General features: G+C 72.2%; 15 protein-coding genes. 3 read left to right on the top strand and 12 right to left on the bottom strand.

The window, feature by feature from the left end; all coding sequences use genetic code 11:
- Positions 1-18: 18 nt before the first annotated feature.
- The 5 genes from ilvC to ACFV20_RS25000 all read right to left on the bottom strand — a co-directional run bounded on the left by ilvC (position 19) and on the right by ACFV20_RS25000 (position 8131).
- Positions 19-1017, bottom strand: coding sequence for a ketol-acid reductoisomerase (gene ilvC / locus ACFV20_RS25020; RefSeq protein ID WP_234845322.1), 999 nt, complete (start codon positions 1015-1017; stop codon positions 19-21).
- Positions 1018-1138: 121 nt separating this feature from the next.
- A complete protein-coding gene (gene ilvN, locus ACFV20_RS25015) occupies positions 1139-1663 on the bottom strand; it encodes an acetolactate synthase small subunit (protein WP_003993148.1) in 525 nt (174 codons plus the stop codon).
- Between the two features lie 21 nt (positions 1664-1684).
- Entirely contained in the window at positions 1685-3529 is a 1845-nt protein-coding gene (locus ACFV20_RS25010) for an acetolactate synthase large subunit (RefSeq protein WP_385659874.1), read from the bottom strand.
- A gap of 230 nt (positions 3530-3759) precedes the next feature.
- Complete coding sequence (locus tag ACFV20_RS25005; protein WP_385659872.1) at positions 3760-6756, bottom strand: putative bifunctional diguanylate cyclase/phosphodiesterase; 2997 nt, start codon at positions 6754-6756, stop codon at positions 3760-3762.
- Between the two features lie 424 nt (positions 6757-7180).
- Positions 7181-8131, bottom strand: coding sequence for a 2-hydroxyacid dehydrogenase (locus ACFV20_RS25000; protein WP_385659870.1), 951 nt, complete (start codon positions 8129-8131; stop codon positions 7181-7183).
- 77 nt (positions 8132-8208) lie between these two features.
- Between ACFV20_RS25000 and ACFV20_RS24995 the strand changes: the two genes are divergently transcribed.
- Entirely contained in the window at positions 8209-9207 is a 999-nt protein-coding gene (locus ACFV20_RS24995; RefSeq protein WP_385659868.1) for an aldo/keto reductase, read from the top strand.
- Between the two features lie 140 nt (positions 9208-9347).
- On the top strand, positions 9348-10514 hold the full coding sequence (locus ACFV20_RS24990; protein ID WP_385659866.1) for a PQQ-dependent sugar dehydrogenase: 1167 nt from the start codon (positions 9348-9350) through the stop codon (positions 10512-10514).
- A gap of 293 nt (positions 10515-10807) precedes the next feature.
- Here the strand turns inward: ACFV20_RS24990 and ACFV20_RS24985 are convergent, their stop codons facing one another.
- The 7 genes from ACFV20_RS24985 to ACFV20_RS24955 form a co-directional block, all read right to left on the bottom strand.
- Positions 10808-10993 (bottom strand): DUF6191 domain-containing protein, encoded by a 186-nt coding sequence (locus ACFV20_RS24985; protein ID WP_385659864.1) that lies wholly within the window; start codon positions 10991-10993, stop codon positions 10808-10810.
- Positions 10994-11041: 48 nt separating this feature from the next.
- Positions 11042-14128 carry an AAA family ATPase gene (locus tag ACFV20_RS24980; RefSeq protein ID WP_385659862.1) on the bottom strand — a complete coding sequence of 1029 codons (3087 nt, stop codon included), beginning with the start codon at positions 14126-14128 and terminating at the stop codon, positions 11042-11044.
- Between the two features lie 152 nt (positions 14129-14280).
- On the bottom strand, positions 14281-14466 hold the full coding sequence (locus ACFV20_RS24975; protein ID WP_385659860.1) for a hypothetical protein: 186 nt from the start codon (positions 14464-14466) through the stop codon (positions 14281-14283).
- Positions 14467-14664: 198 nt separating this feature from the next.
- Positions 14665-15201, bottom strand: coding sequence for a hypothetical protein (locus ACFV20_RS24970; RefSeq protein ID WP_385659859.1), 537 nt, complete (start codon positions 15199-15201; stop codon positions 14665-14667).
- Positions 15202-15236: 35 nt separating this feature from the next.
- Entirely contained in the window at positions 15237-15809 is a 573-nt protein-coding gene (locus ACFV20_RS24965; protein ID WP_385659857.1) for a GNAT family N-acetyltransferase, read from the bottom strand.
- Positions 15787-18033 (bottom strand): MMPL family transporter, encoded by a 2247-nt coding sequence (locus ACFV20_RS24960; protein ID WP_385659855.1) that lies wholly within the window; start codon positions 18031-18033, stop codon positions 15787-15789. Before ACFV20_RS24960 ends, ACFV20_RS24965 begins: the two co-directional genes overlap by 23 nt.
- Before the next feature lie 157 nt (positions 18034-18190).
- Entirely contained in the window at positions 18191-18628 is a 438-nt protein-coding gene (locus ACFV20_RS24955) for a hypothetical protein (RefSeq protein WP_385659853.1), read from the bottom strand.
- Between the two features lie 190 nt (positions 18629-18818).
- On the opposite strand from ACFV20_RS24955, the gene ACFV20_RS24950 reads away from it, so the two are divergent.
- The gene (locus ACFV20_RS24950) at positions 18819-19622 is read left to right on the top strand and encodes an SAM-dependent methyltransferase (protein WP_385659851.1); all 804 of its coding nucleotides are present in this window, start codon (positions 18819-18821) and stop codon (positions 19620-19622) included.
- Positions 19623-19701 lie beyond the last annotated feature (79 nt).

Raw genomic sequence — 19701 nt, 5'->3', positions numbered from 1 at the left:
CGCCGCGGGGCCCGGGGGTCACGCGTCCTCGTTGACCCACGACATCAGCTTGCGCAGCTCCTTGCCGGTGGTCTCCAGCAGGTGCTCGGAGTCCTGCTTCTTGTACTCGTTGTACTTCTTCAGACCGCCGTGGTACTCGTCCATCCACTGCGTCGCGAAGGTGCCGTCCTGGATCTCGGCGAGGACCTTCTTCATCTCCGCCTTGGTGGCGTCCGTGATGATCCGCGGGCCGGTGACGTAGTCGCCCCACTCGGCGGTCTCGGAGATCGACCAGCGCATCTTCTCCAGGCCGCCCTCGTACATGAGGTCCACGATCAGCTTCAGCTCGTGCAGGCACTCGAAGTAGGCGATCTCCGGCTGGTAGCCGGCCTCGGTCAGGGTCTCGAAGCCCGCCTTGACCAGCGCCGCGGTGCCACCGCAGAGGACGGCCTGCTCACCGAACAGGTCGGTCTCGGTCTCCTCGGTGAAGGTCGTCTTGATGACGCCGGCGCGGGTGCCGCCGATGCCCTTGGCGTAGGACAGCGCCAGCGCGAAGCCGTTGCCCGTGGCGTCCTGCTCGACGGCGGCGATGCAGGGAACGCCGCGGCCCTCCTCGTACTGGCGGCGGACCAGGTGGCCCGGGCCCTTCGGGGCGACCATGCAGACGTCCACACCGGCCGGGGGCTTGATGAAGCCGAAGCGGATGTTCAGGCCGTGGCCGAAGAACAGGGCGTCGCCGTCGTTCAGGTTGGGGGCGATGTGCTCCTCGTAGACCTGGGCCTGGATCGGGTCCGGGACGAGGATCATGATGACGTCGGCCTCGGCGGCGGCCTCCGACGGGCTGACCACGCGCAGGCCCTGCTCCTCGGCCTTGGCCTTGGACTTGGAGCCCTCGTGCAGACCGACGCGGACGTCGACACCCGAGTCACGGAGCGACAGCGCGTGGGCGTGGCCCTGGCTGCCGTACCCGATGACCGCGACCTTGCGGCCCTGGATGATGGACAGGTCGGCGTCGGCGTCGTAGAACAGCTCGGCCACTTTGGGTTCTCTCCTCGGGAGTGCAGGTGTTGCGTCCCACCGTATGACGGGGGGCGGAAGGGAAGTCTGAGGGTCTCGGAATACGGGCGGACGAAGGCGCTCCGGCCGCCCGTTCCGGTTACTAGGCCGACCGGTCCAGGGCGCGCAGCGACCGGTCGGTGATGGAACGGGCACCGCGTCCGATCGCGATCGTGCCGGACTGGACGAGTTCCTTGATGCCGTACGGCTCCAGCATCTTGAGCATCGCGGTCAGCTTCTCGCCGGATCCGGTGGCCTCGATGGTGACGGCCTCCGGGGAGACGTCGACCGTCTTGGCGCGGAACAGCTGGACGATCTCGACGATCTGGGAGCGCGTCTCGTTGTCGGCGCGCACCTTCACCAGGACGAGTTCGCGCTGCACGGCCTGCGACGGCTCCAGCTCGACGATCTTCAGCACGTTGACGAGCTTGTTGAGCTGCTTGGTGACCTGCTCCAGCGGCAGGTCCTCCACGCCGACGACGATGGTGATGCGGGAGATGTCGGGGTGCTCGGTGACGCCGACCGCGAGCGAGTCGATGTTGAAGCCGCGGCGGGAGAACAGGGCGGCGATCCGGGCGAGGATGCCGGGGGTGTTCTCCACCAGGACGGAGAGCGTGTGCTTGGACATGGTCTTTTACGTCTCTCTCGCTCAGTCGTCTTCGTTGTCGCCGAAGTCGGGGCGGACGTCCCGGGCGGCCATGATCTCGTCGTTGGAGGTGCCGGCGGCGACCATCGGCCAGACCATGGCGTCCTCGTGGACGATGAAGTCCACGACGACGGGCCGGTCGTTGATGGAGTTCGCCTCTTCGATGACCTTGTCGAGGTCGTCCGGGGACTCGCAGCGGATGGCGTAGCAGCCCATGGCCTCCGACAGCTTCACGAAGTCGGGGACGCGGGTGCCGCGGGCCTCGGGGTTGACGTCGTCCGGGCCGGAGTGCAGCACCGTGTTGGAGTACCGCTGGTTGTAGAAGAGGGTCTGCCACTGGCGGACCATCCCGAGGGCGCCGTTGTTGATGACGGCGACCTTGATCGGGATGTTGTTCAGGGCGCAGGTGGTGAGCTCCTGGTTGGTCATCTGGAAGCAGCCGTCGCCGTCGATGGCCCAGACGGCCCGCTCGGGCACTCCGGCCTTGGCGCCCATGGCGGCCGGGACGGCGTACCCCATGGTTCCGGCGCCGCCGGAGTTCAGCCAGGTGCCCGGCTTGTCGTACTCGATGAAGTGCGCGGACCACATCTGGTGCTGGCCGACGCCCGCCGCGAAGATCGTGCCCTCGGGGGCGAGCTGCCCGATGCGCTCGATGACCTGCTGCGGGGAGAGCGAGCCGTCGCCGGGCTGGTCGTAGCCGAGCGGGTAGGTGTCGCGCCAGCGGTTCAGGTCGTTCCACCAGGAGCTGTAGTCGCCCTGGTGGCCTTCGGCGTGCTCCTTCTGGACGGCCTGGATCAGGTCGGCGATGACCTCGCGGGCGTCACCCACGATCGGCACGTCGGCGGCGCGGTTCTTGCCGATCTCGGCCGGGTCGATGTCCGCGTGGACGATCTTGGCGAGCGGGGCGAAGCTGTCCAGCTTGCCGGTGACGCGGTCGTCGAAGCGGGCACCGAGGGCGACGATCAGGTCGGCCTTCTGCAGCCCCGTGACGGCGGCGACGGAGCCGTGCATGCCGGGCATGCCCAGGTGCTGCGGGTGCTTGTCGGGGAACGCGCCGAGTGCCATCAGGGTGGTGGTGACGGGCGCGCCGGTGAGCTCGGCGAGCACCTTCAGCTCGGCGGTGGCCCTGGCCTTGAGCACGCCGCCGCCGACGTACAGCACCGGCCGCTTGGCCTGGGTGATCAGCTTGGCGGCCTCGCGGATCTGCTTGGCGTGCGGCTTGGTCACCGGGCGGTAGCCGGGCAGGTCCATGGTGGGCGGCCAGGAGAAGGTGGTCTTCGCCTGCAGGGCGTCCTTGGCGATGTCGACCAGGACCGGGCCGGGGCGGCCGGTGGAGGCGATGTGGAACGCCTGGGCGATGATCCGCGGGATGTCCTCGGCCTTGGTGACGAGGAAGTTGTGCTTGGTGATCGGCATGGTGATGCCGACGATGTCCGCCTCCTGGAAGGCGTCCGTGCCGATCGCCTTGGACGCCACCTGGCCGGTGATCGCGACCAGCGGCACGGAGTCCATGTGCGCGTCGGCGATCGGGGTGACCAGGTTGGTGGCGCCGGGGCCGGAGGTGGCCATGCAGACACCGACCTTGCCGGTGGCCTGGGCGTAGCCGGTGGCGGCGTGACCGGCGCCCTGCTCGTGGCGGACCAGGACGTGGCGCACCCTGGTGGAGTCCATCAGCGGGTCGTAGGCCGGGAGGATCGCACCGCCGGGAATGCCGAATACCGTGTCGGCGCCGACCTCCTCGAGAGAGCGGATGAGGGACTGCGCGCCCGTCACCTGCTCGGGGGCGGAGTGTCCTCCGGATCGGGGCCGGGGCTGCGGGTGGTGGGCCCCGGTGGCCTGCTCGGTCATCGGCATTCTCTTCTCAGATGCTGAGGGTTTATGCGAGGTTTGGACGGTCTTCGGCTGCTGCACGGATGGTGCCTGTGCAACAAAAAACCCCTCGTGCCATAAGGCAAGCGAGGGGAGCGCGCCGGGTGGGGTCGCTGAGCGGTCGAGGCTCAGCGTCAGCCGACGCGCTTTCCAAGTACGAGAATTCGGGTGCGCATGGCACTGACCCTCCCCCCGGCACGCACTCACTGTCAAGTGGGTGGGACGGGAGTCTCATTATGTGAACGAAGGGTCGTGCCACCTCCGATGACGGCGGACATGCCCGAGCTGTACACCCGCGGGGCGCCGCCCGCGAACGCCGGCTCGGCCGGTCCGTCCGGCACCGGATAGTGCCCTGCGGCGAGCGCCCGGCGCAGCCGGTACTCGTCGAGCGGCCCGGAGAAGGCCATGCCCTGTCCGTGCGTACAGCCCATCGCGCGCAGGGCGACGACCTGTTCGGGCAGGTCCACCCCTTCGGCCACGGACTTCAGCCCGAGGTCGCCCGCGATGCGCAGCAGCCCGCTGGTGATCTTGTACAGGCGGGCGGACTCGACGACGCCCTCGACGAGACCGCGGTCGAGCTTCAGCACGTCGACGGGGAGCCGCCGAAGGGCCGTGATCGCCGCGTAGCCGCTGCCGAAGCCGTCGAGCGAGATCCGTACGCCGACCCGCCGCAGCGCGCCCAGACGCCGCTCCAGCTCGTCCAGCGACACCCTGGGGTCGGCGTCCGACAGCTCGATGATCAGCGACCCGGACGGCAGTCCGTGCCGCGTGAGCAGCGCCTCGATCGAGCCGAGCGGCATCGACCGGTCCAGCAGGCGGCGGGCGCTCATCCGGACGACGACGGGCACGGACAGCCCGGCCGCGTGCCGCTCGGCGGCCTGCTCGACGGCCTCCTCGATCATCCACCGGCCCAGTTCGGCGGTCTTGTCGCCGTCCTCGGCGACGCGCAGGAACTCCGCCGGGGTGAAGAGCACCCCCTGGGAGGAACGCCAGCGCGCCTGTGCGGACACCGACGTGATCCGGCCGTCCTCCAGGGACACCACCGGCTGGTGCAGCAGGGCGAACTCCCCGTCGTGCAGGGCGGCCCGCAGCCGGGTGGCCAGCTCGGCCTTGCGGACGACGTCCTGCTGCATCTGCGGCCGGTACAGCTCGACGCGGCCCTTGCCGCCGGCCTTGGCCCGGTACATCGCCAGGTCGGCGTTGCGCAGCAGTTCGCCGGCGCCGAGGCCGGATTCCGCGAAGGCCACGCCGATGGAGGCGTTGACGCGGACATCGTTGCCGTCGATGAGGTAGGGCTGGGACAGGGTCGTCCTGAGGCGGTCGGCGAGCTCCAGGATGTGCCGCTCCCGGGCGTCCCGGTCGCGGGTGTTGTCCCCGGCGATCAGGGCCGCGAACTCGTCCCCGCCGAGCCGGGACGCGGTGTCGCCGTGCCGTACGGAGTCCTGGAGTCTGCGGGCGGCCTGGACGAGGAGTTCGTCCCCGGCCTGGTGCCCGATCGTGTCGTTGACGGCCTTGAAGCCGTCGAGGTCGATGAAGAGCACGGCCGTGTTCCGCAGGGCCACGCCCCGGTCGGAGGCGCGGCGTCCCGAGAGGGCGTGCTGGACGCGCTTGGTGAACAGGGCACGGTTGGGCAGGTCCGTGAGCGGGTCGTGTTCGGCGTTGTGCTGCAACTGGGCCTGGAGGCGCACTCGTTCGGTCACGTCACGGCTGTTGAAGATGAGGCCGCCGTGATGACGGTTGATGGTCGACTCGACGTTGAGCCAGCTTCCCTCGCCCGAGCGGAAGCGGCACTCGATGCGCGTGGTGGGCTCCTCGACCGGGTCGGCGGCGAGGAACCTGCGGACCTCGTGCACGACGCAGCCCAGGTCCTCGGGGTGGATGAGACCGGCCAGTTCCGTACCGACCAGGTCCTCCGCCGGGCGGCCGTAGACACCGGCGGCGGCCGGGGAGACGTAGCGCAGGACACCGCTGGGTGCGGCGATCATGATGACGTCGCTGGAGCCCTGGACCAGGGAGCGGAAGTGGTTCTCCTTCTGCGCCAGTTCCTGGGTGAGGGTGATGTTGTCGAGCAGCATGATGCCCTGGCGCACGACGAGCGCGAGGACCACCGTGCCCCCGGTGAGCAGGACGACGCGGTCGACGCTGCGGCCGTTGAGGACGTTGTAGAGGATCCCCAGGGTGCACACCGCGGCGGCGAGATACGGCGTGAGCGCGGCGAGCGAGCCGGCGATGGGCCGGGCGGCCGGGTACCGGCTGAGCTCGGCGCCGGGCAGGGGCGCCGGGTGGTGGGCGCCGGTGCGCTGCCCCGGCACGTGCTCGTGCACCACGCGGGTGTGCCCGGCGGTGCCGTACCGCTCGAGCTCCGCGCGCGCCCCGGCCCACGGGGCGTACGCCAGGAGCAGCGAGCCGGCGAACCAGCCCGCGTCGAGGAGCTGCCCGGAGCGGTAGTCGTGGTGCATGAGCGGTGAGGTGAACAGGGCGTCGCACATCACGGTGAGGGCGAGGGCCCCGATGGCGGTGTTCACCGCGGAGCGGTTCACGGCGGACCGCCTGAAGTGCAGTGCGAGCACCATGCTCACCAGCGCGATGTCGAGCAGCGGGTAGGCCAGGGACAGCGCGATGTGCGCCACGCCGGGCCCCTCCGACTTCGCGGCCTGGGCGAGGGCGAGGCTCCACGCCAGCGTCAGCAGCGAGCCGCCGATGAGCCAGGCGTCCAGCCCGAGACAGACCCAGCCGGCCTTGGTCACGGGCCGCTTGGCGAGCACGAGCAACCCGACGATCGCGGGCGGCGCGAAGCAGAGGAAGAACAGGTCGGCGTAGCTGGGACTGGGCACGGGCAGCCCCAGGACCACCTCGTACCACCCCCAGACCAGGTTGCCCAGGGACGCCATGGCCGAGGAGAGGCCGAACAGCAGCCAGGCGGGTCGAAAGCGGGTGCGGCGGCTGCGGGCGTAGAGGAAGCACGAGACGGCGGCGGTGCCGGCCGCGGCGCTCAGCCCGAAGTCGCCCATGAACAGGGCCACTTCGTACGAACCCCAGCCGAGCGCGGCACCGACGGCGTATCCCGCGCAGGCCAGGGTGAGGACGACTTGGAGGGCCAGGCCGGGCCGCTGTCCGGTGACCGGCGTACGGGGCAGGAGCGCGCCCGGGGAAGGAGGCTGTGCCCGCAGCGCTCCGTCCAGCGTGGGGGTGGGGGGCGCGCTCACCGGGCCCTCCCGGTCCGCGCCGTGCCCGGGTCCCGCGAGCCCCGGTGGACCGGCGGGGCGTGCCGTCGGCTCCGGCCGGTCCTGCGGTGGTGATGGCTGTGATCGGTGTGGCGATCGCTGCGGTGGGTGTGGTGGCCGACGTGATCGGCGTGCTGACCGCGTCTGCTCGCGGCCGTCCGCCAGGGTCGCCGCCGGCAGCCCCGCCCCGTCGGATCGCTCGTCCATAGGCCGTGCATCGCCTGTCGCCCCCCTCACAGTCTGAAGTGTCCGTCCCCGGCGCCGTATGGTCCCCGGCGCAGCCCCTGTCGGGACGATACACCAGTCTCGTCACTCAGGGACATAGGTTCTCTACGCTCCGTGACGATCAACAGATATATGAGTACCCACCGCACCCGCAGGATTGCGGACGGTACTCGCACTTGTCTCAGACGGTTGAGGCACCCGTCGTAAGGATCACGTTGCGGAGCGGCTCCCGGTTCACATAACGGTTCAACTGGTCCACCAGGAGCCGCTTGGCGCGCGGAAAGAACGCGGAGGTGGGTCCGCCGGCATGGGGGCTGATGAGTACCCCCGGCGCACGCCACAGGGGGTGTTCGCGCGCCAGCGGCTCCGGGTCGGTGACGTCGAGGGCGGCGGTGATGCGGCCGGTCTCCAGCTCGGCGAGCAGGGCCTTGGTGTCCACGACCGGGCCGCGGGCGACGTTGACGAGGAGCGCGCCGTCCTTCATCCGGGACAGGAAGTCGGCTCCGGCCAGGCCACGGGTGGTTTCGGTGAGCGGGGTGGACAGGATGACGACGTCCGCCTCCGGCAGCAGCGCGGGGAGTTGGGTGAGCGGATGCACCGGACCGCGCGCCGTGGTGCGCTCGGAGCGCGCGACGCGCGCCACCCGCGCCACCTCGAACGGAACGAGCCGGTCCTCGATGGCCTCGCCGATCGAGCCGTAGCCCACGATGAGGACGTTCTTGTCGGCGAGCGCGGGCCGGAACCCACCCAGCCACTCCCCCCGGTCCTGCGCGCGCACGAAGTCGGGGATCCCGCGCAGCGAGGCGAGGATCAGCGCCAGCGTCAGCTCGCCGGTGCTGGCCTCGTGCACCCCGCGCGCGTTGCACAGCCGGACGCCGGCGGGCAGTTGGGCGAGCCCCGGCTCCACGTGGTCGATCCCGGCGGAGAGGGTCTGCACGACCCGGACGTTGCTCATCCGCCCCAGGGGACGCACGCACAACGGGCTGGGCTTCATGTAGGGGACGACGTAGAAGGCGCAGTCGGCCGGGTCCGCGGGGAAGTCCTCCTCGCCGTTCCAGAAACGGTAGTCCGGGCCCTCGGGGAGTCCGTCGATCTCGTCCGGCGGGATGGGCAGCCACACGTCAGCAGTCATGCTCTGGAGGCTATGTCAGGTGCGTGTGACGGCAGAGGTTAGGTTGGGGTGGCTCGAACAGGGAGGGTCACGACCAGGTGGAGCGCAGGACGATCGGCGCGGCGGCGCTCGCGGTGGGGGCCGTCGGACTCGGATGCATGCCGATGAGCTGGGCCTACAGCGCGTCGCGGCGGCGCGGCGACGAGTCGCTCAGGGCGGTGCACCGGGCGCTCGACCTGGGCGCGTCCCTGCTGGACACCGCCGACATGTACGGCCCCTTCACCAACGAACTGCTGGTGGGGCGGGCGTTGAAGGAACGCCGGTCCGACGCGTTCGTGTCGACGAAGGTCGGGCTGCTCGTGGGCGACCAGCACATCGTCGCCAACGGCCGCCCCGGGTACGTGAAGCGGGCCTGCGACGCCTCGCTGCGGCGGCTGCAGACGGACGTCATCGACCTCTACCAGCTGCACCGGGCCGACCCCGAGGTGCCGGTGGAGGAGACCTGGGGCGCGATGGCGGAGCTCGTACAGGCCGGAAAGGTGCGGGCGTTGGGCCTGTGCGCGGTGGGCGCGAGGGCCGGCCGCCGGTCCGGGGCCCGACTGCACGACGGGACGATCCGGCAGCTGGAACGGGTGCAGCAGGTCTTCCCGGTGAGCGCGGTGCAGGCCGAGCTGTCCGTGTGGTCGCCGGAGGCGCTGGAGACGCTGCTGCCGTGGTGCCGGACGCGGGGCGTGGGTTTCCTCGCCGCGATGCCGCTGGGCAACGGCTTCCTGACCGGCAGGCTGCGCCCCGGGGCGGGTTTCGAGGCGGACGACCCGCGCGCCCGGCACCCCCGCTTCACGGGCGAGATGATGGCCGCGAACCAGCCGGTGGTCGCGGGCCTGCGTCGCGTGGCCCGCCGGCACGGCGCGGACGTCACCCCCGGCCAGGTCGCCCTCGCGTGGGTGCTGGCCCAGGGCCCGCACGTGGTCCCGGTGCCCGGCACGAAGCAGGAGCGCTGGGTCACGGAGAACACGGCCGCCGCGGACCTGCACCTGACCCTCGACGATCTCCGGGAGATAGCCGCGCTGCCGCCGGCCCGTGGGTCGTGGGACTGAGCTCCCTTTTCACGGGTGCGTTTTTTCACGGGTGCGTTCCGGGCAAAACCCGTGTTACCGGTACCGCGTCGCGTGATCGGGAACCTCTGAGCCGCGGGCGGTGTATGACAGGGAGAGGAACCTGCCCCGTCGAAGGGACCATGATCGTGCGACGTCGAGCCGTCCCGGCCGTGCTGGCCGCCGCGCTCCTGCTGACGGCCGGTTGCTCCTCCGACGGCGGGAGTCCCTCCGGCGAGGACGCGAGCACCTCCCCGAGCCGTACGGCACCGGGGTCGTCGGCGCCGCCTCGGCAGGCCGGGGAGACACCTCCCGCCAAGGGCTCGGTGAAGGTGGTGCGGACCGTCGCCGAGGGCCTGGACTCCCCCTGGGGTCTCGCTCCGCTGCCGGGCGGCGGGCTGCTCGTCGCCTCCCGGGACGACGGGACGATCGTGCGGGTCGACGAGAAGACCGGCAGGAAGACCGAACTGGGCGAGGTGCCGGGCGTCTCGGCGGCCGGCGAGGGCGGACTGCTCGGGCTCGCCCTCTCCCCCGACTACGCCTCGGACCGCATGGTCTACGCGTACTTCACCTCGGCCTCCGACAACCGCGTCGTCCGCATGATCTACGACGGACAGAAGCCGGCGGGCGAGCAGCTCGGCGCTCCCGACACGGTCTTCAAGGGCATCCCCAAGGGCTTCATCCACAACGGCGGCCGTATCGCGTTCGGCCCGGACAAGATGCTGTACGTGGGCACCGGCGAGAGCGGTGACACGGGCCTGTCCCAGGACAGGAAGTCGCTGGGCGGCAAGATCCTGCGGCTGACCCCGGAGGGCGAGCCGGCGCCGGGCAACCCGTTCCCGGACTCGCCGGTGTACTCCTACGGGCACCGCAACGTGCAGGGCCTGGCCTGGGACGGCAGGCAGCGGCTGTTCGCCTCGGAGTTCGGTCAGGACACCTGGGACGAGCTCAACGCGATCAAGCCGGGCGACAACTACGGCTGGCCGGAGGCGGAGGGCCGGTCCGGCGACAAGGGGTTCCACAACCCGGTCGACCAGTGGACGACGGCCGAGGCCTCCCCCAGTGGCATCGCCTACGCCGAGGGCTCCATCTGGATGGCGGGCCTGCGTGGCAAGCGGCTGTGGCGCGTCCCGCTGGACGGCACGGCGGCCTCGGCCGAGCCACAGGCGTTCCTGGAGGGCGCATACGGGCGGCTGCGCACGGTCGTCGCGGCGGGCGGCGACAGGCTCTGGCTCGTCACCAGCAACACGGACGGCCGGGGCAGGCCGAAGGCGGGCGACGACCGGATCCTGGAACTGCGGGTGACGTAGGGGCTCCTGCCGGCCACCGGGTGTCCGGCCGCCGCGGGTGACGTGGGGCGGCCCTGGCCGGTGCGCACCGGCTGCGCCGAGTAGCGGCTCCCGTCGACTGCCCGGGGGCACCAGCGACTCCCGCCGACCGTCGGGTTGTCGGCCTGCTGCGGTGATGTAGGGGCTCCCGCCGGCCGTCGGGTTGTCGGCCTGTTGCGGTGACGTAGGGGCTCCTGCCGGCTGCTCCGGGGGGTGCGGCGGTTGCGGCCCGCTGCCGGGGTCCGGGCGGGCTGCTGGTGTCGTAGGGGATTCCGCTAGGCGGCGGGGTCGTGCGGGTGCTCGTCGGGCGGCCGGACGACGACCTTTCCGGACGCGAGGTCTATCGGCCCGCGTCCGGGATCGCCGTCCCCGACGTCCTCGCGGGTCAGTTCCAGGCGGTTCTGCTCGTCGTGGGTGTGCTTGCGCCCGGGCGAGAACAGTTCCTCGAACATGTTGAACAACGGGTGCCTCCCTGGGCCGCGGGTTCACGGCATCCGCGATACCTCCTTTCAGCGTATGCCTGAGCCCGCCGGACCGGGCACGAGCGTCTCGGCCGGGAACAGCCCCAGCCGGTGCGCCACCGCCGCCGCCTCGCCCCGCCCGGAGACGCCGAGCTTGCCGAGGATGTTGGAGACGTGCACGCTCGCGGTCTTGGGCGAGATGAACAGTTCCTGCGCGATGCGGCGGTTGGTGTGACCCGCCGCGACCAGCCGCAGGACGTCCCGTTCCCGGGTGGTGAGGCCCAGGGCGTCCGCGGGGTCGGCCGGCGCGGGGCCGGGTCCCGTGACGGGGGTCAGCGGGAGGCGGGCGCGCCGGGCGAGCACGGCGGCGGCGTCGGCGAGCGGCCGGGCACCGAGGTGTCGGGCGGCGGAGTGGGTGAGCCGGAGCAGTTCCGTGGCGCGGTCGCGCTCGTCCTCGCCGGCGCCCGTCAGCAGGGACTCGGCCAGGCGGTACCGGACGCGGGCGAGGTCGTAGGGCCGGCTCAGCGGTTCGAAGGCGGTGACCACGTCCGACCAGGTGTCCGGGGTGCTCCGCCCCTCGGCGCGGTGGAGCTCGGCGCGGACCCACTGCTCGTGGGCGAGCCAGACGGGGGCGTGGGTGGTGAGGCGCTTGACGGCGGCGAGGATGCCGTCCAGGACCTGCTCACGGCCGTCGCGGGCGGCGGGCAGCGCCCGGGCGTCGGCTTCGGCGGTGGCCGCCTGGAGCAGCAGCGGCCAGGCGTAGCGCTGGGTGCCGAGCGGGAAGCCGGCTTCCAGGGTCCGGGCCAGTTCGGCGCGGGCGTCGGCCGGACGGCCCTCGGCGGTGGCGACGGCCATGCTGAGGAAGGAGATCGGCAGATCGTGCTGCGGCATGGGGTCGTGCGGGCCGTAGGCGGCGCGGCCCTGGGCGAGGTACCGGGCCGCCTCGGGCACCTGTCCGCGCGCGAGCGCCAGATAGGCCAGGCAGTTGGCGCCCGACCCGTGCGGACCCGCGGTCTGGCCGCGCCGCTGGGCGTTGCCGGCGGCCTCGGCGGCCTCGTCCCAGCGGCCGAGGGAGATCAGCGACTCGGCGAGGTTGCTCCAGATCCAGGCCTCGGCGTCCCGCAGCCCCATCGTCCCCGTGAGCCGCAGGCCCTCGCGCAGGATGCCGACGGCTTCCTCGGAGCGGCCGACGCCTTCGAGGACGGAGGGCAGGTTCACATGGCTGCGGCCCACGACCCCCGCGAGCCCCCGGGCGACCACCTCGTCCCGGACGTCGTACATGTGGCCGAGTCCGGCGTCGATCTGCCCGGCGTCGACCATGAGCCCGCCGAGGGTGAGCCGGGCATTGGACTCGATGTCGTCGGCGCCGACCATGCGCGCGTACTCGACGGCGCGCTCGGCGGCCGTCAGGGCGTCCGGCCCCGGCTCGTGCAGCATCGACCAGTGCGCGGCCGTGGCCAGCACCTCCGCGTGCACCTCCGACGGCGGCAGACCGCGGACCAGTTCCTGGGCGGTGGCGATCTCCTGCCAGCCGTCGCCGCGGGCCAGACCCTGCACCAGCCGGGAGCGCTGGATCCAGAACCAGGCGGTACGCAGGGGGTCGTTCTCCTCGTCGAGCAGCCGCAGCGCCCGCTTGGTGATCTTCAGGGCGCGTTCGCGTTCCCCGCAGAGCCGTCCCGCCACGGCCGCCTCGGCCAGCAGGTCGAGGTGGCGCAGCGCGGTGGTGGCGGGGTCGCAGCCGCTGGGGGTCCCCCCACGTCGTTCGGACAGTGGGGGAGGGTAGACCTCGGTGCAGTCCACGGGGCGCAGGGTGCCGCGCACGGCCTCGGGCGCGGAGTCCCACAGCTCCATCGCCCGCTCCAGGAGGCGGAGTTGCTCGGAGTAGGCGTGCCGGCGGCGGGCTTCCACGGAGGCTTCGAGGACGGCCGGCAGGGCCTTGGCCGCGTCGTGGGCGTGGTACCAGTAGCTGGCCAGGCGGGTGGCCCGCTGGTCGGCGGGGACCAGGGCCGGGTCGCTCTCCAGGGCTTCGGCGTAGCGGCGGTTGAGGCGGGAGCGTTCGCCGGGGAGCAGGTCGTCGCTGACGGCCTCGCGGACCAGGGAGTGGCGGAAGCGGTAGCCGTCGCCGCCGGGTGCGGGGGCGAGGATGCCGGCGTTCACGGCGGCCCGCAACGCCTCGATGAGGTCGTCCTCGGGGAGCCGGGCCACGGCGGCCAGCAGCCGGTACTCGACGGTGGAGCCGCCCTCGGCGACGAACCGGGCGACCCGCTGGGCGGGCTCCGGGAGCCCCTCGACGCGGACGAGCAGCAGGTCGCGCAGGGAGTCGGTGAGGCCGGTCCGGCAGCCCTCGTGGGCGGCGACGGCGAGTTCCTCGACGAAGAAGGCGTTGCCGTCGGAGCGTCGGAAGATCGCGTCGACCTGGTCCGGGTCCGGGTCGTGGGCGAGGATCCCGGCCACCTGGCGACCGACCTCGTCACGGTTGAAGCGGGCGAGGTCGAGGCGGCGGATCGTGCGGAGCCGGTCGAGTTCGGCGAGGAGGGGTCGGAGCGGGTGGCGACGGTGGATGTCGTCGGAGCGGTACGTGGCGAGGACGACGAGACGGCCGGTGCGCAGGGTGCGGACCAGGTAGGTGAGCAGGTGGCGAGTGGAGGCGTCGGCCCAGTGCAGGTCCTCCAGGGCGAGGACGACGGTGTGCTCGGCGGCGACGCGTTCCAGCAGGCGTGCGGTGAGCTCGAAGAGGCGGGCCATGCCGTCCTCGTCGTGCCGTCCGGACCGTGACTCGCCCAGTTCGGGCAGCAGCCGGGCCAGTTCCTCCTCCTGCCCGTCGGCCGCGGCGGCCAGTTCGCCGGGCAGTTCGCGGCGCAGGGCGCGCAGGGCGGTGGAGAAGGGGGCGAAGGGCAGTCCGTCGGCGCCGATCTCCACGCAGCCGCCGAGGGCGACGACCGCCCCGCGCCGGCGGGCCGCGGCGGCGAACTCCTCGACGAGGCGGGTCTTGCCGATGCCGGCCTCCCCGCCGATGAGCAGGGCCTGCGGCTCGCCCGTGCGGGCGCCCGCGAGTGCGTCGTGCAGCGTGCCCAACTCCTCCGCGCGGCCGACGAACACGGGACTGACGGACCTGGTCTCCACGGGCCCGAGCATCGCATGCGGGTCCGGCGGCGCGGCACCGGTTTTCCCTCCGGCGGCACGGGCGGCGGCCGCCGTTCCCGTGGGGACGACGGCCGCTGTTGCCGTAGGGACGACGGCCGCCGTTCCCCGGACGGTCACGGCGCCGGCCGGGCCCGCCTGCGTGTTCACGCGGTCCGGGCGGACCGCGGCCGGCGGAAGCGGCGGCTATGGCTCTCATGCTCGGCGGAGTCCTGGTCCGCTTCGTGGCGGGCGGCGCGGCGGGCCCGGGCGGCCTCGCGGACCAGGCGCTCGTGGTCGGCCCGGCGGATGAGGTCGGAGGTGCGCAGCTGCTGGAGCTCGTACTCGTACATGGTGTGTCCTTCGAGGAGAGGCCGGTTGCGGAGTGTTCCTCCGCGATGACCTCACTCTCGTCTCCCAGGTGGGGCCGCCACATCGGGAGAGTTCCGCATCTTCGGCCGTGGGAGGGGCCTTAGACGCGGCTGAGGGGCCTCAGGGGCTCCGTAAGGTGCTCACGGAAGCGCCTGAGGCCCCTCAAGACCTGCGGGCTCTCAGCTGGCGGAGGGCAGTCCGAGCAGGATGCCGGTGTACTTGAGGACGGCCAGGAACAGGCCGATGACGCCGAGCGCGACGCCCGCCCAGGCGACGGACTTGATCCAGGGGGCCTGGATCCTGCCCGGGGTGCCGAACGCGGGCCGGGCGAGTGTCACGACGCCGACGACCAGCGCGATCAGCGCGAACAGGCCGCCCCACAGGGCGGTGGTCTGCCAGGCGTCGCCGTAGACCGCCTGGATCTGCTGGGCCACGCCCGCGTTCTGCGCGGTCTCCAGCTGGCCGACGAGGTTCTGGCGCGCGGAGGCGACGGTGCCGATCCAGCTGCCGGTGAGCGAGACGACGCCCAGCGCCGCGGAGACCACGGCCGCCGCACCCTGGCCCACGCCGGAGGGGCTCTCCTCCTTGGCCGGCGCGTCGTCGGTCGCGACCTCGGCCTCGGCCCGGGGCGCCTCGTCGGACTCGGTGGTGTCCACCGCCTTCTCGTCGGTCGTGGCCTTGGTGGCCTCGGTCTCGTCCACTGCGTTCGTTGCCATGTCTCGCACCGTAGGGTCGCTGTCTGAGAAGTCTCTTAATGATCGTCGTGAGCCGCACGCGCGCGTGCGGCCCGCCACTCGGGCGCCAGCACCGACCAGACTTCGAGATCGTGCCGTACGCCACCATAGGGGTGGGCTTCCCGGCGCACACCGTCGCGGGTCATCCCGAGTCGCCGGGCCACGTTCAGACTCGGCCGGTTGCCCGAGGCGGCGACCCATTCCACGCGGTGGATGCCGCGCTCCTCGACCGCCCAGTCGATCAGTACCCGCATCGCGCGGGTGACCAGGCCCCGGCCCGTTCCCGCGGGCTCCAGCCAGCAGCCGACCTCGCAGTTCCCGCTCGCCGCGTCGAAGTTCAGGAAGAGCACCCCGCCCACCAGGGTCCCCTCCAGCCACAGGCCGTGCAGGGACCCCGTGTCGGCGGCGCGCATGTCGGCGTAGCGCTGGAGCTTCGCACGGGCCGAGAGCAGGTCCGTCTCGGTCGTCCCGAACGGGATGTACCGCCCGATGAACTCCCGTCCCCGCTCCAGGTGCGCCAGGAACTCCGCGGCGTCCCAGGGCTCCAGGGGCCTCAGCTCGGCGTCGTCACCCAGGGATATCGCGTACATCCCGCTGCCGCTCCTCCTCCGCCAGGACGTCCGCCACCTCGGCGTCCGTCGCGGCGGCCAGCCTCTCATGGGCGGCACGGCTCTCGGGCGGCTCGATACTGATGCGCGGCATGCGGGTGTCCAGCCAGCGGGGCAGCCACCAGTTGGCGCCGCCCAGCAGGTGCATCAGGGCCGGGACGAGGAGCGTGCGCAGGACGAAGGCGTCCAGGGCGACGGCGGAGGCCAGCGCGATGCCGAACATGGCGATCACCCGGTCGCCGCTGAGCACGAAGGCCAGGAAGACGGAGATCATGATGACGGCCGCCGAGTTGATCACCCGGCTGGTCTCGGCGAGGCCGACGCGCACCGCCCGCCGGTTGTCGCCGGTCTCCAGCCACTCCTCGTACATCCGGCTGACCAGGAAGACCTGGTAGTCCATGGAGAGGCCGAAGAGCACCGACACCATGATCACGGGCAGGAAGGGCTCGATGGGTCCCGCGCTGCCGAGGCCGAGCAGTTCGCTGCCCCAGCCCCACTGGAAGATCGCGACCACCACCCCGAAGGCGGAGGCCACGGCGGCGACGTTCATCGCGGCGGCCTTGAGCGGGATGCCGATCGAGCGGAAGGCGAGCAGGAGCAGCAGACAGCCCAGGCCGATGACGACACCGACGAAGACCGGCAGCTTGGAGACGATGACGTCGGCGAAGTCGTCGTAGCCGGCGGTCATGCCGCCCACCTGCACGTCGAGCGCGGTGCCCGACTCGGCGCGCGGCAGCACGTCCTCGCGCAGCCGGTCGACGAGGTCGCTGGTCCGCTGCGACTGCGGGGAGGACTCCGGTACGACGGTCAGGTACGCGGTGTGGCCGCCGGAGTCGAATGTCACCGGGGTCACCGAGGCGACGCCCTCGGTGGCGCGGAGGGTGCCGTCGAGGTTCTCCAGGGCGAGCTTGTCGTCGGCGCCGCCGACCTTCGTGACGAGGGTGAGCGGGCCGTTCACGCCGGGTCCGAAGCCGTCGGCGAGCAGGTCGTAGGCCTGGCGCGTGGTGGCCGTCTTCGGGCCGTTGCCCTGGTCGGAGGTGCCGAGGTGCAGCGACAGGGTGGGCAGCGCGAGGACGGCCATGACGACCAGGGCCACCAGGCCGAGCACCTTGGGGTGGCGCTCCACGAACGCCGACCAGCGGGCCGCGAAGCCGGTGGGCAGCTCGGGTTCGGGGCCGTGTTCCGCGAGGCGGCGGCGCTCGCGGCGGCTGAGGGCGCGCATGCCGATGAACGACAGCAGGGAGGGCAGCAGCGTCACGGAGGCGGCGACGGTGAGGAGCACGGTGAGGCCGGCTGCGACGGCGACGCCGTTGAGGAAGCTCAGCCGCAGGATCAGCATGCCCAGCAGGGCGATGCAAACGGTCGCACCCGCGAAGACGACCGCCCGTCCGGTGGTCGCGACGGCGTTGGTGGCGGCCTCGGTGACGGACAGCCCGCGTTTCAGCCCGCGCCGGTGCCGGGTGACGATGAACAGCGCGTAGTCGATGCCGACGCCGAGTCCGACGAGCATGCCCAGCATGGGGGCGAAGTCGGCGACGGTCATGGCGTGCCCGAGCAGCACGATCCCCGCGTAGGCGGTGCCGACCCCGACCAGGGCGGTGGCGATGGGCAGCAGGGACGCGGCGAGCGAGCCGAAGGCGAGGAACAGCACTACCGCGGCGACGATCACACCGACGATCTCGGCGACGTGCCCGCCGGAGGACTCGGTGAGTGCTACCGCGCTGCCGCCCAGCTCCACCTGGAGCCCGTCGGTCTCGGCGCTCTTCGCGGTGTCGACGACGGCCTGCGCCTCGCCCTTCGCGATGTCCTCGGCCCGGTCGTCGAAGGTGACCGAGGCGTAAGCGGTGCGGCCGTCCTCGCTGATGCGGCCGGTGCCGGGCCCGTCGTAGGGGCTGGTGACCGAGGCCACACCGGGGAGGTTCTCGATGCGGTCCAGGGTGCGGGTCATCGTCTGCTCGACGTCGGCGGCCCGGACACCGCCGGACGCGGTGTGCCAGACGACGGTGTCGCTGTCGCCGCCGAGCCGCGGGAAGCCCTCGTGCAGCAGCTGGGTGGCGCGGCCCGACTCGGTACCGGGGACCTCGTAGTCGTTCGAGTACGCGGTGCCGGCGACAGCGGCGCCCGCGGCGACCCCCGCGAAGGCGAGGAGCCACAGCAGGACGCTGAGCAGACGGCGCTGGACACACCAGCGTGCTAGGGCTGCCACGAACGTGCTCCCGGAGTTGCTTTGTGTGGATCTTTGGCCGGGAACAGTCGTACATGAACTGAACAGCCAGCAAAGAACGCATGAGCAATGCGCTGCCACTCTTACAAACGAACGAGATCATTTGTCGGTTTCGTGGGCTTATTCACAGCGGCCGGTCTCAGTCGAACTGGTCCCCCAGCGCCATCACCATCACGCCCGCGATCAGCAGCCACAGCGCCCGCCGGGTGCGGCCGCGGGAGCCCAGCACGGCGGCGGCGGCGCACACGGCGGCCCCGCTCGCGTAGGCGGCCGGGACGAGTGCCGGCGCCGGGCGGGTGAGGCGGAGCACGGCCGCGGCGAGTCCCGCGAGCGTCAGCGCGGCGCCGGTGGCGGCCGCCGTCCAGCGGGCCCGGCGCGCGGCCCCCTCGTCCTGTGCCCGGTCACCGGCCTCGTCCTGTGCCGCGTCACCGGCCTCGTCCCGTGTCGGGTCACCGGCCTCGTCCCGTGCCGGGTCATCGGCCTCGTCCCGTGTCGGATCACCGGCCTCGTCCTGCCCGGCGGCCGCCTCCGAGTCCGCGGTCTCGGGCTCGGTGTCGGAATCAGGGCATCCACTCATGGCCGTGACGGTAGCGCGCCCGGCGGGGAAAACCGGGTGCGGGGCCGGGCTCCCGGGTGGTAGCGTCCGCCGGTCCGAGGTATGCCCGCGGCATCCCGCCGCCCGGCCGAAGAGGTGCATTGTTTGACGGTCCGACCGAGCTCCGACGCATCCCCTTTCTCCCTCAAGGACTCAAGGAGCCCGTCCACCGATGCCGGACATCACTTCCCCCACCTCGAACGACCCCCTCACTGACCGTGTGAGCCACCCCGGCTGGCCCCGCAGCAACGGCTACGACGCCCGCTGGACCGTCGACAACCAGATGGGCCCGCACGCGCTGTGGCTGCTGGAGTGGCTGGCCCCCGCCCTCGGGCTCGACACCCTGAGCCCGGGCTCCCGCGTGCTCGACCTGGGCTGCGGCCGCGCCATGACGTCGGTCTTCCTCGCCCGGGAGTACGACGCCCAGGTCACCGCCGCCGACCTGTGGATCAAGCCCGACGACAACGCCGGGCGCATCGCCGAGGCGGGGGTGGCCGACCGGGTGCTGCCCGTGCTGGCCGAGGCGCACGACCTGCCGTTCGGCGAGAACAGCTTCGACACGATCGTCTCCATCGACGCCTACCAGTACTTCGGCACCGACGACCTGTACCTGCCCACGCTGACGCGGCTGCTGAAGCCCGGCGGGCGGATCGGTGTGGTCGTACCGGCGCTGCGCGAGGAGATCGACGGCGCCGAGCCGCCGGAGCACCTCGAGCCGTACTGGGAGCCCGGCTTCTGGTGTTTCCACACGGCGGCCTGGTGGCGGCGGCACTGGACCCGCAGCGGGGCCGTGGAGGTCGAGGCCGCGGACTGGCTGGAGGACGGCTGGCGCGACTGGCTGCGCTGGTGCGAGGTCGTGGCCGACGAGAGCACGGACGAGTGGCACGTCCGGATGGCCGGGCAGTGTGCCGAGATGCTGCGCCTCGACCGGGGCGAGACGCTGGGCTTCGTCCGGGTCGTCGGCCGCCGCCTGTGAGGGACGGCCCGCTGCGCGCATGACGCCTCCGGGGGCACGACGCCCCTGCCTGCATGAGGCCGCTGCAGGCGGTGATGCC

The organism is Streptomyces sp. NPDC059696 (assembly GCF_042733745.1).
GTDB lineage: Bacteria > Actinomycetota > Actinomycetes > Streptomycetales > Streptomycetaceae > Streptomyces.
This window is presented reverse-complemented; position numbering and strand designations above follow the sequence as displayed.